This is a genomic window from Halobacillus sp. A5 (assembly GCF_024189315.1).
Lineage (GTDB): Bacteria > Bacillota > Bacilli > Bacillales > Halobacillaceae > Halobacillus_A.
The window spans coordinates 296549-315180 of record NZ_JAIZEO010000003.1 but is presented as its reverse complement, the minus strand read 5'-3'; the positions used below and the strand labels follow the sequence as shown (position 1 = coordinate 315180).

The window sequence follows — 18632 nt, the reverse complement described above, 5'->3', positions numbered from 1 at the left end:
TCCTCTGTCATTTCTTCCTATCAACGCATTAAAATTTTTATTAATTAGTTCCGTTACTCAAAGGAACTAATTATTTTCACCTAAAGAAAAACCTTGCAGGAAAGTTTCCTGCAAGGACTAATAATCACTCTATCGTTTGTAATAATCGATACGCTTCTTCCTTAGTCTCCACGTTCATTAACTGTTCTCTAAACTCCTCATCCATCAAACGGCGCGAAAGAATTTGAAGAATTCGCAGGTGATCATCTCCTTCGCGCTCTTTCGGCACAGCAATCATAAAGATAAGCTTAGCATCACTTCCATCCATGCTTCCCCAGTCAACTCCGTTACGTTTGATTCCAAATACGACTGCAGGCTTCTTCACGGCTGATGACTTTCCATGCGGAATTGCAATGTTCATCCCTAGACCGGTTGTGCTCTCATTCTCACGATTAATAATCGCTTCTTTAAATTGAGCAGGTGACTGCAGGACATTATTGGCGTCTAAAGTACCAATCAGTTCATCAATTACGTCGTCGCGTGTTTCTCCTTTTAAATCGATATCGATCAATTCAGGAGTAGTGATATCTGTCAGTTTATGAATTTCTGTGTGTTCTTCTTTTTTATCTTTGACAACAGCTTCATCTGTTTTAGCTGCTTCCTCATCTACAGGTACGGCCGCTGCCGCTACATCCTTTTTCAAAAAGTTAACCATAAAGGCAGTGACCACCATACCAACGGCTGCCGCTACAAAAAACATAAGGACGTTATCTACAGCTCCAAGTACTGCAACAATAGGTCCGCCGTGCGCGACACGGTCTCCTACACTGCTTAACATTGCGATAACTGCACCTACCATTGAGCCTGTAACGATACTAGGTATCACACGGAATGGATCCTGGGCAGCAAAAGGAATCGCTCCTTCGGTAATTCCAAACAGCCCCATTGTAAAGGAGGCTTTTCCTGTTTCTTTCTCTGCCTGCTGATATTTACGCTTATTTATGAAGGTTGCCAAGCCCATTCCAAGCGGCGGAATACAGATCGCCACAGCAATGGCCCCCATAATCTCGTAGTTTCCTTCAGCGATCATTGCAGAACCGAATAAGAAAGCTACTTTATTGAAAGGTCCTCCCATATCAATCGCAATCATCGCACCTAAAATTAACGCTAATAGTACTGCACTTGTTCCCTGCATTCCTTCAAGCCATGCCGTCAGACCTTCAAATATACCGGCCACAGGCGCACCAATAACAAAAATAAACAGCAGCCCAACAATTAATGAACCTAATATCGGGATAAAGATAATCGGCATAACCGGCTGCACGGCCTGAGGTACTTTAATTTTTTTAATCCATAAGACCACGTATCCGGCTAGAAAGCCAGCAATTATCCCACCGATAAATCCTGCTCCAGCTTCACTGCCGTAAAAGCTTCCGTCTGTTGCAATGTATCCCCCAATAATCCCCGGGGCCAGTCCCGGCCGGTCCGCTATACTATAAGCAATAAAGCCCGCCAGAATCGGAACCATAAAGCTGAAGGAAGCTGCACCCAGGTTTTCAATCTGCTTCCAAAAGGAATCATCTGGAATAATAATTCCTTCTGCCTGCTGCTCTCCACCTAAAGCCAGTGAAATAGCAATCAGCAGTCCGCCGACTACTATAAAAGGAATCATGTAGCTTACTCCATTCATTAAATGACGGTAGATTGGATTTTCTTTATCCTTTTTCTTTTGCTTCACCGTATCTGCTGATGGCATGTCCCCTTTGTAAACGGATACATCTTTGTCCATAATCCGCTGAATCAGCTGCTTAGGTTCGCGTATGCCTTCCTGTACGCCGACTACAAGCAATGGTTTTCCTCCGAACCTTTCTTTAGACACATCCTTATCGCTGGCAATAATGATACCATCTGCTTCGGCAATCTCTATTTCGGTCAGTTCATTTTCAACGCCAATCGATCCCTGCGTTTCCACTTTCATCTTTACGCCCAGCTCATCTGCGGCCTTCTGCAGATTCTCTGCAGCCATATACGTATGGGCAATGCCTACTGGACAAGCAGTGACAGCAAGTATTTTCATAGTATAAACCCCTCTCTTTATTACCTGACTTCATCATAAGTCATCTTTTCGACAAAAAAAACAATTCATTTTTACCGGAGCTGTGGTAAAAATGAATTACTACGTAAGCACTGTTATTATTTCTTGGAAATTAGATGCGGATTTAAGCTTCTCAACACACCTATAGTCTTCACTTAATTTAGAAATTGCATTCATGAGCGGACGGGTCAGGGCCTGGTCTTTTTGTGAAACCGCAAGTAAAAACACAACCGATGTTCTCTCTTTCCCCCACTCGATTGACTCGTCTAATACCGCCAGCGCCACGGTCGATTCGTGCACTTCTTCCGGATGAGCGTGAGGAATGGCAATACCTCCGCCAATGGAAGTAAAAGAAGACCGTTCTCTCAACAACGCTCGATGAGCAAAGGATTCTGTCACCTTCCCTGCTTCTTTCAATTTATTGGCCAGCATTTCAATTACTTGATAAGGGTGTTCCGCTCTTACCTGCAGATAAGTGAACTCTTCCTGTAAATAGGGGACAAGCGTCTCATTGCTGCTGAGCGGCAGACTTCTTCGGTCTACTTTTTCTAAGAATTGGTCTACCTTCTGCTTGTCCTTGGATTCCAGCAAAGGGGAAATGACAATGGACGGTGGATGAGATAAACCGAGGGGCTTAGTTGAAATCACTCCATCAACTGGGTGCTCCTTCACCATTTCCTCAACCTCCCTTTCAGCAACACATGCGATGATCTTAAGTCCTTGATAGGCCTGCTCGAGCTTCGCTTGTAAAAGATGAGACATTCCTATACCTAACTCACATACAATTAGAACCCTCTTGGACGTATCCCTTTTCTTCTCCAGTCGTTCAACAGCGGCCTGGAAATGAAGAACAAGATAAGCCGCTTCGTCCTCCGGTATGTTCAAGTCATGCTTGTTGTTAACTTCTTCTAACGCCAGAACGACCATACTGAACATATACGGATACATTTTCTTAATATCCTGAAGCATAGGGTTACGAATCATCAATCCGTGACGAACGCGGTGAATGGTAGAATCAAGGTGAATACGCAGCCCGTCCCCGAGCAATTCATCGTTACGAAAATTCATCATCGTCATAATCTGGAGCTGAAAGGTCAGTTGTTCTGTCACTTCTTTAAGTAGACCATCATTGACCGGACGGGAAGGGTAACCTTCTCTCTTGCAGCTGGCAACATGCCACGTGAAATATATTTTTTCCTCCACTGGAAAAGTCAGCCGAAGTGTTTCCCCAATACGTGTGAACAGCCAATCGGTCATCTTATATTCTAAAGAACCCTCCACTGCCCGTTTATCTGAAGCTCTCACTTTAATCGCTGACTGCTGCTTCGTCCGTTTCATCATGACTAACGCATGGATAAGCAGACTTTCTAATTCTGCCTCCGTGAAATCCACTTCAAATATTGTCTGCATCCTCTTTAAAGCCTGTTTAAATACGTCAACTTCATAGGCTGGAAAAAGATGCAGCACATAATCGCTGGAGATTCCTGCAGAGGAGACAAGCTCCGGTAGATGGGCAAGGGCATTCCGCTTATCTAATTCTCTTCCCTCTATACTGCTTCCCACTCTCTGCCTCGTGACCAGCTCCAGCTCAAAGGTTCCGAGCCAGCGATGAATTAAATCCAAATCCTTCTTTATCGTCGGGACCGAGCTGTAATGCTGCTCAGCCATCTGCGTTAACGTCAACGCTTTTTCCTCTGTAAGCAGACGATACGCCAGTTCCAGAATCCGGTCCTTATCCGATTTCGATTCTGATTGGTTCAAATATTGAAACAACCGGGACTTCTCCTCAGCACCAGCTTTAAGGTATACACCAACTCCTGGCTTCCGGACGATCCTAGCCCCGCTCTGCAGAAAACCTTCTACCGCTTTTAAATCGTTACGCAGTGTTTTCTCTGAGCAGCCTAGTTCTCCCGCAAGTTCATTGACATGAAACACGTCGTTAGTTTGAACAATTAGCTTTCTAAGTAATTCTGTTTGTCGTTCATTCATTTCCGCACCTACTTCATAAATATGAAACCACTTTCATTCTAACAAACACAGGAGTGATATGGTATCGATTAAATTTATTAAGTCATCTCCTCCGATTTATACCGCTGGCAGGACCGGACAAGAAGACTTTAACAGCAACAACCACATTCCTTTGTCATTTAATGCAGAGTCGATCCTATTGATGCCTGGCTTATATAATGGTATGGTGAAAGAAAGATTGAGGAGGGATCACGAATGACCCAAACGATCACAATCAAAGATAAGAAAGAAACACGCAGCCTGACAGTTGAACGAATGATCATTTATAAACAAAGCCGCATTATTGAAGCTGCCGACGATTATAACCAGAAGTACTGTGTGTTCTTTCATGAAGATCAGTATTTAAATTACGTGACTCCTAAGCCACACACCGCTTATCCACACATAACCAATGCTATAAAGAACGGCATCACATTCACTCCGCCCCATCCACTGATAGATTCCCAGCTTTCAGCCACCCTTTTTAAGAAAAAAAGTTTCAATGATTTATTCGCCCTGCTTCCAAAGCACTGCTCTTTACAAGAGACCGCCCTCATTGCTACTTATTTTGAAGGTTTTATTATGAAAGAGAAGCTTGTCCACCTCATTAAGAAGCTTTATTATCAGAACCGCCGTGATGGTAAATTATTGTCATGTTACCGCATCCTCCATATACTTCAAGATTTGGCACCAGACCATAGTGTTACGCACTCCTTCACCCGTGATTTACAATTTACTAAATATAGAGATCTCTATAAATCAAACGATAACTCGGTGCTTAGCCGGGACCCCATATATGTAGAAAAACAGGCGTTTGCCTCACTGCCTGCCCAAGCTTCCTTTCAAACACTTGATCAGCTTTATAATAAACAAAACCGTCAGATCGACCTTATTGCCCTGCACATTCGTCTTGCGGAGCATAGCCGACTCGAGAATGACTACCTCAAATTAAGTGGTCTCATCCATGAACATATGCCTGAGCAGGAATCTCATTTCACGGAAGAGCTTGCAGACCGAGGACTTACCGCGGATTCTTTTTTACAAGACGTTCTTAACTTACGTCTACAAAAAGGGGAGCTTGAACCTGCACTTCAGCTTATTTGCGAGCAGGACCTGGCGCTGCACCCTGACCAGGCGGAACGGATGATTGAAATTGTGAAGGAGAAGGATTTCTCTGCGGGGACGCTTACTCCAAAAGGGCTGCAAAGGCTCCTGCTGACCGTTTGTGATTCTGTTGACGAGAGGCAGGCGGGAACGATTTTATATGAAGCTTTCTCTTCAATGCTGGCGGACCGGACACCTGAAGAGGTCCAAAAATGGGGGGACTCCCTTCAAAACATAACGGTTGCTAGGCCATTGCTTGCGAAGGTGAAAGAAATGAACGAATTAATTGAAGATCCGAATCAGCAGCTAAGGCTAGGCGAGCTGTACCACTATTTTCATCAGCCTCAGAAGGCGATTGAATGCATGAGCTGGGAAATGGAGTTAAATAATGAAGACCCGGGTCCCGTGCAGTGGCTGTCGAAGCTGTATCATGAAGTCGGCATGATCGACGAACACAAAGCGTATCAAAAATTATACGTAGATATGGTCAAACGAGCATAGAAAAGCTGAGGGAGCAGACGCTTCCTCAGCTTTTTTCATCATGCGTTATTCCATTTCTTCCAATTCACTTTCAGTTACCCATTTATGGTTCTTTACTTCTTCGCCTCCATCTGCAGGCGTGAAATCGACCATATAAACCGTTGTTTCCTCAGCTGATTCAATTTCACCTGCTGCCCTTTCCATTCCTTCCATATGAGACGCATTAATCGTTACTTCATCACCAGATTCAAACGGTTCATCTCCGGCGTCTTCGACTTCTTCATGAACAATCCATTTGTGATCCTCCACACGTTCCCCTCCGTCTGTGGGTTCATAAGAAATGACATAGGCTATTGTGCTGTAAGCTCCAGCAATCGTGGCTTCTGCTCCGTCCATACCTTCCATGTGGGAAGCTGTGATAACGGCCTTATCACCTTCTTCAAAAGTCGGAGCTTCCGCTTCTTCTAACCCCTCAGGAACTTCTCCGGAGCCTGAATGATCCATGTCGCTGTGATCCATTTCTTCTTCCCCTGATTCTTGTTCGCTTTCTTCATCGGCGGACTCTTCATTATCACTGCCGCATGCAGCTAACGTTATTAAAGAAACCAGAACTAGCGAACTTAATATCCATTTCCACTGTTTCATCCTGATCTTCCTCTCTGAACTAGAAATTATTATTCATTTGCAGTTTACCCTGGAATTTTGCATGAATTGTGCAGAGAGGAAAACTTTTCTATGAAATTAATTTCTAATCGTCTCGTTAATAGTAATGCTGGTGATTTTCAACCCTTCTGAGGATGAGGTAAGCGTATAATCCTTCATTCGGTCATAGTAGGTTTCTTCTCCTTTGTTGTTTATAAATTCAAATAATTCATTCGTCGTAACGATATAAGTTTCCTCATCGATCTGTTCAGTAGATTGGACTTCATTCGTAATAAAAGTAAAAACATAGTCCTGTCCATCAATTTCACTAATATAATCCTCAAGTTCAAACGCTGCATCGCTGTCTTCTTCTAAATAGGAGGAAATGTAGCTGTAGTCAGCAGCGTTTAAGGCATCTTCATAAGCTTCTCTAAATTCCTCCACATAGATTCCTGCCTCTTTGGTCATGTCATCATTCTCTGTTGAAACTTCTTCCTCTTCCATGAAATTGTCTTGTTCATAATCTTCATATTCATAAAACTCAAATGCGAGCGACCCCCAGTAATTGTAATACTGGCTGATTTCTTCGGTCCTTTCAGTTTCTCCATCTTTATTCGTACGTTCCGCATACATCCACACTTCCTTATCATCAGGGAACGGACCGAGCTCTTCAAATTCGCTCAACGTTTTTCCCGTACTTTTGCCATTAATAAAGAGAGTAGCGTCGGACTCGTTCGTTCGAATAGAGTAGGTCTCTTCCGGGAAAGTAATCAAAATCTCTGAAGGAAGATCTTCACTGGGATACACATACAATTCTTCATTGTAGTGAAAACGACCAAACTCATTCTCAGCTGTGCCTTTTACATTATAAGAGCCTGGATAGGCCAGAGCAGCTTCGGTCAGAGACTTGTTCTCAAGCTCAATCGATCTTTCCCCCACTTCAAGAACCATCGGTGCCAAATTCGTCTCGGCTTTCACCGGCTCAGGCTCAGCACTTATTCTATAAATAGGGTATAAACCAGCAAGCCGGGGCTCTTTTTTTAAGATGAACAGCTCATGGCCGTCAAAATCCTTGATCGATCGTTTCAACTCTTTTTCATTTACTGCTTCCACCATCTGCTTACGAATATCCTCCCAGCCGGACTGATCAATATAGTCGAGAAACTCTTTTTTATTTAATAACGCCTCTTCCTCAAGTTCAATGGAATCAAAAAATGCTTCAGCATCTTTTTCAGTAAAGGTATCGTCCAGCTCTTTAACGACAGCCATCGGGTCGTATTTATTCGATAGAAATAGGTGTCCTCCAAATAACAGGAGGGCCGCAGCGGCAGCTACTCCGATTGTGATTTTTGTCCTTTTTTGTAATGGTTTGCTGCGCGCTCGTGTTTTTCTTGATAAGGACTGCTGTTCAATACCACAATGAATACAAAATCGCTGGTCTTGAGATAAGGTATGTCCGCATTCCGTACAAAAATTCAAAGAACTCCCCCCTTTTTAAAATGGGATTCCTTCCAAATAGGTTTGTAGTTCACTTAATTTTTCGATAAGCTGCCATCTCCAGAAGAAATAGGAAAAAAATAAAATAATGACACTAGTGCCGATACTTCCATAGAACACGTGCGCCGATGAGCGGTTCGATAAGCCCTGGTGGTAAATGAATAGAATCGGGACAACGAGCAAGGCGTAGAACATAGAAGCACTCAGCAAAAAGAGCGTCACGGCTGCTGTCCCGCTTAAAGCGAATAAGATAGAAATGACGTTGACCAGGAGAAGTGGTGTAAGTAAAGCGCCATATTGGGCTGTGAGCGTTTTTACACAGAAGGGATACTTAAGCAGCTTTGTTACCATTACGATGGCAAGCAGACTGATCACAACGCCTGCCAGGGAGAAAAGAAAGACGCGCGAGTTTATCTCGTAAAAAGGGAGCGACTGGGACGGCCCAAACGGATCACCAGTATAAAGCCAGGACGAACCGAACACCTTAGCAAAAGAATTTAATAAAAAGTAAAGGCTGAGTGTGAAGGAAACCATATAAAGTAAAAGAGTGATTACCCCCTGGGTGAATCCCGAGGCTGGTGTTCGGAATGCTTCTAAAGGCTGACGGATATACCGGAGAGAATCGTTCCAGTAATTACGGACGTTCTTCATTGCGCCGTTCGGAGTTTCAACCGTTGCCAGCGCGGTAGTAGGAGACGCGGCCTCTACTTGTGAAAAAGGAGTACCGCACACACCACAGAAATTCCCCGCTGGCTGCTCATGTTGACAGCTTGAACATTTCATTGAATCATCCTCTGCATTAGAATTTTTTTGTTGGCTCAATAAGGTATGTATACGTACAAGACCTATGAGTTAAGAACTAAGAATTCTGTTAAATGGTAATATTAAATTAAGAAAGTAAAAGAGTTTTGATTTAAACGGGAAGGGAATAAGGATTAAAATCATGCAAAAAAAGGAGACTGTTATGCGATTAGCATTTATAGCAGATATACACGGTAATGCACGTGCCCTTGAATCTGTACTAGAAGACATTAATAAACGCAGCGTTGATCAATTATTTGTTCTTGGAGATCTTTCATACCGGGGACTGGAGCCGCAAAAATGCGTCGAGATGATTCAGGAGCTTGACGCCAAAGTCATTAAAGGTAATGCCGACGAGTGGATCGTGCGCGGCGTTCAGGAGGGCGAGGTTCCTGCAGAAGTTCTTGAAGATATGAATGAAGAGAAAGACTGGTCTTCCTCGCAGATGAGCAGTGAGGCCATCTCCTATCTAGATAACCTGGATGATGAAATCAACGAAGACTTTGAAGGCGTTCACGTTCATGGCTATCACGCGACGCCTGAAGATTTGTTTGAGGTCGTCCTGCCTTCTGAAACGGAAGATGCGATGAAGGAGCGGCTCATGACAAATGAAATGGCAGACATCTATGTGTATGGTCACATTCACAAACCCTATATCCGGCACATCGATGGTAAGATCATCATTAATACGGGGAGCGTGGGACTTCCTTTTGACGGACTGGCTCAGCCTTCCTATGCAATGGTCGACGTTGAGGACGGAGGCGTACAGACTTCAATCATTCGCACAAATTATGATTTGGAGGAGCTCGTCGAAGATGTAAAAGAATCAGGCTATCCTCAGAAAGAATTACTAATGAAATTATTGATGAATGCATCTGTAAATGACTAACCATCACGAGCTGGGTCAAGGATTACTTTGATCCAGCTTTTATTTCGCAGAACGGGAAGGACGCTTACACATTATGGCTGATCACACAAAAATCGCGAAGAAATTCCTGCGCGGATTTTTTTTAATTCCGTTATTTATCCTCATAATCGTTGCTGTAGTATTGACTATTTTCGGTCCAAAATGGCTGGTAATTGAAGAAAATGCAGAACCTTCTGATGCGGTTATTGTACTCAGCGGGAATGAGGACAGGCTTAAGCATGCAGCTAAGCTTTATGAGGAAGGGAAAGCGGAAACGATCATTTTGTCAAATTCTACAGAATCGGGAACGAAGCCTGAGGAAGCGATGAAGGCAGGAATTGAGGAAGAAGACATTATCTCAGAAGAACAAGCCACAAGCACGTATGAAAATGCTGGATACACCAAGGACCTGATGAAAGAGCATGAATTAAAGTCAGCCATTGTAGTCACAAGTAATTACCACTCCCTTCGAAGCAAACTCGTATTTGAAAGAGTGTACAGCGGAGAGGATCTGACCCTAACCTTCTCACCTGCACCGTCCTACTATGACCTCGAAGACGGCATGTCCAAACAAGAAACACAAACCACATTCAGCGAATGGATCAAAATATTCGGCTACCTCCCCATCCTCATATTCGGAAGCAGCTGACAATAAGCAGTTTTTTTCTTTTTTCTCTGTGTACCCGGTACAGCTTTGAAATTGTGTGGTACCGGGTACACAAGGTTTACTGCAGACTCTGAAAAAATTGATCCAGTTCTTTATTAAATTTGTCCGGCTCCTCCAGGAACAGACAGTGGCTGCTATTTTCAAATGGAACGAGCTTTGAGCCTGAGATTCTTTTTTGAATGTATTCTCCCGCTGCCACAGGGAAGAACTTATCATCACGTCCAAAGCAAATTAGCGTTGGCACATCAACGTTCGAGAGTGTGTGACGGTAATCCACTGCGGTTTGATTAAAAACGATCGTACTCGCTATGGAAGCTGGTACTTTCATCATCTCATCAAGGATCCATCCGTGTACCTCTTCAGCCGGCTTATCCTTGAACATTCCATAAATAAATTCGCTGTTAAATCCTTTTTGATCCTCTTGAATCGCCTGCATTACACCTTTAACAGCCTCAAAGTTAAATGCGCCATATTCCCAACCGTCCCAAAGATAATCAGACGGTGATTGATCAACGACCGTGACCGCTTTGATATTTTCTGTTCCAAACTGATTGATATAATCCCATACGACAAAAGCCCCCATAGACCATCCAACTAAAATGACATTTTCCAAATCCAAATGCTCAATTAAAGCTTTAAGATCCCGGGCATAATTGGCTACAGTGTGCCCATATTCTACTTTACTTGATTCCCCATGCCCCCGGAGATCAAATAGGATCGTCCTGTACTTCTCTTTAAAATAAGGATACTGCTTACGAAAAAAACGACTGCTCATCATCACTCCATGAACAAAAATGACAGTTTGTCCCACGCCTTCCCCTTCATAAAAAAGCTTCGTTTTCTCATCTATACTTAAATAGTTCACCCTCTACCATCCCCTTCAAAAAGAATCATCAATTTAAAATATTCATTGAGGAAGAGGAATATGTTTGTGTACCGGGTACACAGAGAAAAAAGAAAAAAAGCACCTCCTGAAGCATGGCTTAAGCTGCAGGAGGTGCTTTAGCTTTATTCGACTGCTTTTTTTGATAAGTTTGTACCCGGTACACTCCTTACTATCATCCGTACTGGGTACAGGCACTTTTTCATTTTTCTCAAAGGCAAAATCTATATTTCATAGCTGACACTTCATTAAATTTCAATTATTGACAGTTTTTTTGTACCGGGTACGCCGTTTAACGATGAGTGTACCCGGTACAAAAAAACGGTACAAAAAACGCAAAAAAGGTGAGATGTTAACTTAGCGTGTTTTTTACTTCCTGTAGGCGAGGAACCATGGATTTTTTAGGTTTTCTTTGTTGTAGGTGAGTGTTTTTTTCTCTGCTGCGGTTTCCATTTTGGCTCCTGAGAGTTCTACGATGGCCTGCCCTGCTCCTGTGTCCCATTCCATAGTCGGAGCGTAGCGTGGGTAGAAATCCGCTTTTCCTTCAGCAATCAAACATAGTTTAAGAGAGCTGCCCGCTGAAATAGTTTCTACCTTTTTATATTTAAATCTTAATTCTTCAATAAAAGCGGCCGTTTCTGCTGACATGTGAGAACGGCTGGCCACTACCCGGACGGTGATATCCTTTTCACGAGGCAGCGGTAGAGGCTGGACTTTTACATTTCCGCCTGTCAGCACGCCTTCAACCTTATACGCTCCCTTTGATTCATCCGCAACATATAACGTGTCCAGAGCCGGTGCGTACACAACACCTTGAACAGGTCGTCCTTTACAAATACGTGCGATATTCACAGTGAATTCTCCGTTTTTTTTAATAAATTCTTTCGTCCCGTCTATTGGATCAACCAGCCAGAATTCCTTCCAATCCTTTCGCTGCTCGTAGGTGAGGTGCCGTCCTTCTTCACTTAAAATCGGAAGGTCTGGAAATTGTGTCTGAAGCGTGGTTTTAATCACGTCGTGTGCTCGTTTGTCTGCCGTCGTTAATGGGGAGTCATCTTCTTTGTATTCAATGTCAAATTCAGTTTCATAGATTTTCATAATTTCTTTTCCTGCTGATAAAGCGGCCTGGATCACATGCTTCATAGAATTTCCTCCTTTATTAGAAAAAACGCCAGCTGCGGATCGCTGACGATTTTTGTTTCTTACTTCTTTTATTATTAATAGAAACATAAAAAATTCACTGCATCAAACATTATCGCTCCTTTCATTTACCTTTTTACATCAATTCCTTTAATAAATGTCGAGGTTTCAAAATACATGTAGCACCCACCCTTACGAACACTATTACAACCTTCTGAGAGAAAAGAAGTCCTATGTTTTTACCCTTTCATATCTTCATCAACAATGGCAAACGGTGGTAAAAGTTCTAAAATAGTCTGCAAGAGAAGAAATCTCGAATTTTTTTACATTTTTTAAACAATCGGAAACACTCTTTCCTTGTATTTTTTAAGAAAACCTATCTCAATGATTATTTTCTTAAAATAAGGTACATATCAACATCTTATCCATACATAAAAGCCCACAGAACCGGGTTCTGTGGAACAGAAATTTACTACGTGTAAGGGGCTATTCTACTCCACTTTCCCACCGTTCATATTTATCAGATTAATGGGTAACATGAATAAATTCATAAAGATTATGGAGAATTCCTAATTAATATAATCTTAAAATTTCTTGTTCATCCTGTTTACTGGAATCTCATACAAAGAACCTCAATAATTTTTTCACGCTACTCCAAGTCGGGTTAAACAAGAGGGCAGGCAAAGACGATTTAATTAATTTTCATCAGGTTCCTGTAACCATTGTAAGAAAGAATCTTTTATCATCCATTTAATCTCCTCCCCACCCAATAAAATTAAACTATCACCTTAGAGCTTACTTTTCTCAAATTCGTCTCGAATGGTTTAGAAATGATACCTTTTTCCGTAATAATTCCTGAAATCAACGAACTTGGCGTTATGTCAAAAGAAGGATACAACGCTTGCGTCCCTTCCGGAGCTATAGGCATACCATTAAAATGTGTGACTTCACTTGCGTTACGCATTTCAACTTCAATATCTCTTCCACTTGGCGTATTAAAGTCAATGGTATGGCTGGAAGTTGCTGTATAAAAAGGTATGTTATTAGCTTGAGCCACGATAGCATGCATATAAGTACCCACTTTATTTGCTAAGTCTCCATTGGCTGCTACCCTATCGGACCCAACAACAATTTTATCGATGTATCCTTCACTCATGCAAAACCCAGACATATTATCAGTGATTAAAGTGTGGGGGATACCAAATTTCTTGAGTTCTAATGCTGTAATTCGAGCCCCTTGTAAGTAAGGACGTGTCTCACACGTATATACATGAATTTTTTTTCCTTGTTCATGGGCTGTTCTAATAACAGAGAGGGCTCTCCCTCCGTATCCAGCTCCCCCGAAGGCCCCTGAGTGGCAGTGCGTCATAATAGTATCGCCATCGTTAATGACCTCAGCTCCGTAAGTTCCAAGTTGGTATTCAAAATCTAACTGCCTGTTAAGTATTTCTACAGCTTTTTCTTCCATTCTTGCAATGAGATTTTGTCCAGAACTTTTAGTTTCTTTCACCATCTCATCTACAGTTTTCATAAGGTTTACCGCCGTAGGCCTGGTACTTTTTAAAAAATCTCCAGCTTTCTTTACTTTTTGAGGGTCACCATTGGTTTGTAAAGCAGCTAAGAAAATACCATATGCTCCACATATCCCAATAGCACCTGATCCTCGAATCTTCATGGAGGAGATAGCTTCTCCCAATTTGTGAACACTCGCAATCTGACAAACCTCTTCTTTAAAAGGAAGCTTAGTTTGATCAATTAATTTTAAAGTTCCGTTTTCACACCAGATAGGCAGCGCCAGTTCCCTATCTTTATATTGTTGTACAAGTTGCTCAATTGGCCGCATAATACCCCTCCTTTGTTATTAAGTCACCGCGCTTTTTTCTCCAACACGTAGCTGTGAAAGAATGAAAGACTGCTTGGCTGTTGCCTCGGCAAGATCGACTACATTATAAGCCGCTTCTAACGTAGGTCCTACAGAACAAACACCGTGATTTCTCATAAGAGAAATTTTAATGTCCGGATACTTTTTAAAGACATTTGTTACGTGCTGAGCCAAATCAGTTGAACCAGACGGAGCAACTTCGGCTATAGGAACATGTCCTAATAGTTTTTGAGCTGTCACCGTTGGCAGTGGGAGCTCAACTCCAAGACAAGCGTATCCGATCGAATAATTAGGATGGCAGTGCACAATTGCATTAACGTCAGGACGCACTTTATAAATGCCTAAGTGAAAACCAATCTCCTTTGATGGTTTGCCTTGACCTTCGACAACCTCGCCATCCATATCGACAATCAGAGCATCTTCTCTACTAACTTCCCCTAAGCTAATTCCACTCCGTTTAATCAATACATGATCTGAACCTGGAATTCGGACACTAATATTACCTCCAGTGGCCTGTGTATACCCCTTTTGGTAAACCTTATGAGACACATATTGAAGTTCTTTTTTTAATAGGTCTAAACTCATCATGTACCCTCCTAGTTATAAAATTGCCGATAAAAATTTTCTAAAATTCGTTTTTTCTTTTCTGCTTCTGACAGAGCGCCTTGTACCTTTTTCCTCAATTCACTTGATTTCTCTTGAACCTGACGAATAACTTCCTGCTCATCAAAAGCGAGTATCCTGTCCTCCCAATATACCCACGCCCCTTTAATCATGACGGCCTCAACAGACTCCCCATTTTCATAAAAAACAAGTTGGGAAATAAGGTCTTCGTTCAAAATAAAAGAGCTTGACGATCTATTAATAAGGACCAGATCTGCATCATAACCTTCAGCGATTTTTCCTCGTTTGCTTCCACTAATTATATTGGCACCTGACCGTGTGGCCATCTTAAAAACATCACTTGGTTCGAGCCATTCTTCATAATTTCGAGAATTTATTCGAGACAACATGAGTGAAAGTCTCATCATTTCAAAGGAACGATGGCTAATTCCGCAATTAGAAGCATCTGATCCGAGTCCGACTAACATTCTATCTTTCATAAACCTAGAGACAGGGGCAACTCCACTACCTAAAGTCATATTACTGGCTGGGTTATGCACTATTGAAACTTTCTTTTCTTTTAATAAATCCATTTCTTCATAGTCTAACCAAACCGCATGAGCCACTGAAAGCTTATGGTTTAGCAAACCTGCTTCATTTAAATGACCGAGCATCCCATTAGAGTATGTTCTATCCCCTATAACCTTTTGAATCTTTGTTTCTAATAAATGTGTATGAACATTCACACCAAATTGATCACTTAAGTCCTTGCATAACCTTAACGCTTGCTGGCTGCATCTTTGGGGCGCGTTAGGCCCCAACATAATTTCAATCTTTTCATTTTTTAGATGCCAGTTATGAAATAGATTGCTGAAGAAATCTCTTATTTCTGAAAGGTCTCCCAATAGATTAGATTTTTTGTCCGAAAAACCTAGAAACTCCTCGTCAGAAACATCTTGAATCATCGGAGCAATTGTCACATTCATTTGAGACTTTTCATAAGCTCGCAGAGCAGAATTCACTCGAAGTAAGTGAGGAAAATGATCAATGCAGCCAGTGATGCCGCTCCGTATCATGTCGGCTGCTCCAAGTAGAACGGCCAGATAGATATCCTCATCATCTAATGAATGACCATATGCAATTGTATATAAAGACCAGAGTTCTAAGGGCAAGTTACTTCTCGTTCCTTTAAGAAGGTTGGAATAGGAATGATAGTGGGCATTGCTCATCCCTGGTATTAATAGGTTCCAATCTGCATCAATTACCTCCACTGCCGAAAGTAAGGGCGCATCAGCTTCCTGTTCATGTGGATAGATTCCAGTAATTGTTCCATCTTCTATTAGTAAGCTTCCTTTTATAATGCCTTGCGCCTCATCCATTGTTACAATCTCAGCATTTTTGATCCATACGGACAACGGTCTTTACACGCTGGATTTTTCTAATTTTTCTTTACGCGCTGCCAATGCTCTTTCATATGCCTCATGTGCAATGGAAGGACGTTCATCAGAAATCAGCTCGATCGTCTTAAGGAAAAGGTCGCGGATCTTTTCCTGGTTGTCTTTCACTACATTTTTATGGGTGTCAAGATCTGGCGGGACATCTGTTGTACCAGCTGCTAAATCTGTTGAAATGGTAACAACGGCATATGCAAGTCCAAGTTCACGGGCTAAGATGGCTTCGGTTGCATTGGTCATACCGACTACATCCATCCCCCACTGTTTATAAACGTTAATTTCTAAAGATGTCTCATAGCGTGGCCCATCTACGCAAATGTAGTTGGCTTTTGGTGTAATATCATAATTTAACTCCTCCGCTGCACTCAAGAAGCTTTGATTGAGGTCTGGGCAATAAGGCTGGGTAATTTCCACAGAGTATTTCCCGTAAGTTGTCACGCGCTTCGTCGTCACATCCATAAATTGATCCAACAGTGCTAAAGCTCCCACTGGTATATTAGGATTTAACGAACCCACTGCACACATTGCGACCACGTGTTTGATGCCCAACTCTTTAAGAGCAAGCATATTCGCTTGATAGTTAATTTCATGAGCTAAGCTATCGTGAGTTTTACCATGTCGAGGAAGGAAATAAATTTCTTTTCCAGCATGTTCTCCTGCAAAGATAGTAACTTCGCCATATTCCGTAGAAACCGTTTGTTGTTCCATACCTTCGACTAGATTGTAAAAGCCTGTTCCTCCAACAATACCTATTTTCATATGTTCTTCCTCCTAGAGATTCTCGGATTATTTAAGTATTTCAACTGACGATAATAATGAAGGGAAAAAATAAGGTTTACCGGCCTTCTTTTTAATCTCATCCCATTCATTTAATATTTTAGTAGCCTCTGTAGCCACAGCGATAGATTGTGTTACACCTTCCCCTTTATAAGCAAACTCATCTTTAACTCGATTGGCCACGGCTGTAAAAATAGCACCTGCCCGTAAGTTAAACAAACTGCTTAGAGTAAAAACTGCAGCTGCTTCCATTTCAAAATTTAAGACCCCTGCTTTTTGCATATCATCCATGATCGTGTTCATGAAACTTTGATTGTAACTATTAAACCCTGGGCGTCCTTGTCCGCAAAAGAAGGAAGCAGACGTGTAACCTATTCCAACGTGATACGTAACTCCTAAACGTTCCGCCGCTTCAATTAAAGCCATGACAACTTCCTGATTTGCAACAGCCGGATATTTTGCATCAACATACTGGTCACTCGTTCCGTCGTAACGAACAGCACCAGCACATATGATGAGATCACCAGGATTAATCTTTTCCTGCATAGCTCCACAGGTACCTACACGAATAAAAGTTTCTGCACCTATCTCCGCTAACTCTTCTAAAGCGCTCGCTGTCGAAGGACCTCCAGCGCCAGTTGAACATGCTGAAATGTCTACTCCACCGACTTTCCCGGTGTATGTAACATGCTCTCGGTAAGTAGCAATGTGCTCTTTTTCATCCCACTGCTCAGCCATTTGTCCGACACGCTCCGGATCACCGGGCAGTAGAACATATTTCGCTACATCTCCTGGTTTACAGCGAATATGATATTGAGATTGGTCCTCTAATTCAGGTCGATTGGCTTTAGACTTCCATTTAAGTTCTTGTAGCAATTTTGACTTCCTCCTTATGATTGCATTTTATTGACTGTAATACTGATTCAACAGTTAAATAGGTTTTATTATTATTTAAAAAAGGCAGTTTGTTAGTTAGTGAAGTAATCTGGGGAGGCTGAAGTCCTGCCAATTCCATAATCCCTTTATCCGCAAATACGACGTCGGCTTGATCATCAGCCACCTTTTCGCTTTGATGCATAACGACGGTTCGGCAATTCAATTCTCCAATTAAGTTCATATCATGTGTGATTAAGACGACAATATGTCCGTGTTGGCGGAACATTCTTACTAGATGAAGGATTCTTTCGCATCCTTTATGATCTTGGCCTGTCGTTGGCTCATCTAACACGATTACCTGAGGGGAAATCGCCATAATAGAAGCCATAGCTACCTCTTTTCTTTGACTTGAGTTAAGATCAAATGGATTCTCATCTAAATAATCCTCCAACTCAAAGAGTTCAATTGCTTTATTAACTCGTTCTTCAATTTCCTCTTCTGACATGTTCAGGTTCTTACAACCATATTCAAGTTCCTGACTGACTTTCGGTAAAAATGTCTGGTGGTTTGGATTTTGAAACACATAACCTACCAGGCTCGACAACTTTGATATGCGCTCTTTCTTTGTACTTAATCCACCGATCGTAATTTTTCCTTTTGTTGGTTTTAACAGTCCATTAAAATGTTTGACTAACGTCGTTTTTCCAGATCCATTACTACCCAAGATCGCCACAACTTCATTATCATAAATATCAAGGTTTACATCCTTTATCGCAGTAACCCCATTCGAGTAGACATGAGAAACGTTCATAACTGAAATATACGGCTCCATTACGTC

At 42.0% G+C, this 18632-nt stretch carries 16 protein-coding genes; 3 read left to right on the top strand and 13 right to left on the bottom strand.

The features are described 5' to 3' along the window. Positions 1 to 124: 124 nt before the first annotated feature. Both LF822_RS13385 and LF822_RS13380 read right to left on the bottom strand, forming a co-directional pair. Positions 125 to 2056: a PTS fructose transporter subunit IIABC gene (locus LF822_RS13385; protein ID WP_253924569.1), complete on the bottom strand. Its 1932-nt coding sequence runs from the start codon at positions 2054 to 2056 to the stop codon at positions 125 to 127. A gap of 99 nt (positions 2057 to 2155) precedes the next feature. Then, complete coding sequence (locus tag LF822_RS13380) at positions 2156 to 4063, bottom strand: BglG family transcription antiterminator (protein WP_253924568.1); 1908 nt, start codon at positions 4061 to 4063, stop codon at positions 2156 to 2158. Positions 4064 to 4297: 234 nt separating this feature from the next. Here LF822_RS13380 and LF822_RS13375 point away from each other — a divergent pair, with 234 nt between their 5' ends. Next, the gene (locus tag LF822_RS13375) at positions 4298 to 5686 is read left to right on the top strand and encodes a hypothetical protein (protein ID WP_253924567.1); all 1389 of its coding nucleotides are present in this window, start codon (positions 4298 to 4300) and stop codon (positions 5684 to 5686) included. 45 nt (positions 5687 to 5731) lie between these two features. On the opposite strand, the gene LF822_RS13370 is transcribed toward LF822_RS13375, so the two are convergent. The 3 genes from LF822_RS13370 to LF822_RS13360 form a co-directional block, all read right to left on the bottom strand. Then, positions 5732 to 6310 (bottom strand): YdhK family protein, encoded by a 579-nt coding sequence (locus LF822_RS13370; RefSeq protein WP_253924566.1) that lies wholly within the window; start codon positions 6308 to 6310, stop codon positions 5732 to 5734. Positions 6311 to 6406: 96 nt separating this feature from the next. Beyond that, complete coding sequence (locus LF822_RS13365; protein WP_253924565.1) at positions 6407 to 7786, bottom strand: TcaA NTF2-like domain-containing protein; 1380 nt, start codon at positions 7784 to 7786, stop codon at positions 6407 to 6409. 15 nt (positions 7787 to 7801) lie between these two features. Further along, positions 7802 to 8587 (bottom strand): zinc ribbon domain-containing protein, encoded by a 786-nt coding sequence (locus LF822_RS13360; RefSeq protein WP_253924564.1) that lies wholly within the window; start codon positions 8585 to 8587, stop codon positions 7802 to 7804. A 181-nt stretch (positions 8588 to 8768) separates the two neighbouring features. Between LF822_RS13360 and LF822_RS13355 the strand changes: the two genes are divergently transcribed. After that, positions 8769 to 9494, top strand: a complete 726-nt coding sequence (locus tag LF822_RS13355) for a metallophosphoesterase family protein (protein WP_253924563.1) — start codon at positions 8769 to 8771, stop codon at positions 9492 to 9494. Between the two features lie 73 nt (positions 9495 to 9567). Beyond that, complete coding sequence (locus tag LF822_RS13350) at positions 9568 to 10161, top strand: YdcF family protein (RefSeq protein ID WP_253924562.1); 594 nt, start codon at positions 9568 to 9570, stop codon at positions 10159 to 10161. Between the two features lie 76 nt (positions 10162 to 10237). Here the strand turns inward: LF822_RS13350 and LF822_RS13345 are convergent, their stop codons facing one another. From LF822_RS13345 to LF822_RS13310, 8 genes are all read right to left on the bottom strand, one after another. After that, the gene (locus tag LF822_RS13345) at positions 10238 to 11044 is read right to left on the bottom strand and encodes an alpha/beta fold hydrolase (protein WP_253924561.1); all 807 of its coding nucleotides are present in this window, start codon (positions 11042 to 11044) and stop codon (positions 10238 to 10240) included. Positions 11045 to 11431: 387 nt separating this feature from the next. Beyond that, positions 11432 to 12205, bottom strand: coding sequence for a 3'(2'),5'-bisphosphate nucleotidase CysQ (cysQ, locus tag LF822_RS13340; protein ID WP_253924560.1), 774 nt, complete (start codon positions 12203 to 12205; stop codon positions 11432 to 11434). Positions 12206 to 12977: 772 nt separating this feature from the next. Then, the gene (gene mtnA, locus LF822_RS13335) at positions 12978 to 14045 is read right to left on the bottom strand and encodes an S-methyl-5-thioribose-1-phosphate isomerase (RefSeq protein WP_253924559.1); all 1068 of its coding nucleotides are present in this window, start codon (positions 14043 to 14045) and stop codon (positions 12978 to 12980) included. Between the two features lie 18 nt (positions 14046 to 14063). Next, positions 14064 to 14669, bottom strand: a complete 606-nt coding sequence (locus LF822_RS13330) for a class II aldolase/adducin family protein (protein WP_253924558.1) — start codon at positions 14667 to 14669, stop codon at positions 14064 to 14066. 11 nt (positions 14670 to 14680) lie between these two features. After that, a complete protein-coding gene (locus LF822_RS13325; RefSeq protein ID WP_253924557.1) occupies positions 14681 to 16102 on the bottom strand; it encodes an amidohydrolase family protein in 1422 nt (473 codons plus the stop codon). A gap of 6 nt (positions 16103 to 16108) precedes the next feature. After that, entirely contained in the window at positions 16109 to 16900 is a 792-nt protein-coding gene (locus LF822_RS13320; RefSeq protein ID WP_253924556.1) for an MTAP family purine nucleoside phosphorylase, read from the bottom strand. A 27-nt stretch (positions 16901 to 16927) separates the two neighbouring features. Next, the gene (locus tag LF822_RS13315; protein ID WP_253924555.1) at positions 16928 to 17794 is read right to left on the bottom strand and encodes a nucleoside phosphorylase; all 867 of its coding nucleotides are present in this window, start codon (positions 17792 to 17794) and stop codon (positions 16928 to 16930) included. Further along, positions 17778 to 18626: an energy-coupling factor ABC transporter ATP-binding protein gene (locus tag LF822_RS13310; protein WP_253924554.1), complete on the bottom strand. Its 849-nt coding sequence runs from the start codon at positions 18624 to 18626 to the stop codon at positions 17778 to 17780. The genes LF822_RS13315 and LF822_RS13310 overlap by 17 nt, the downstream gene beginning before the upstream one ends. Positions 18627 to 18632 lie beyond the last annotated feature (6 nt).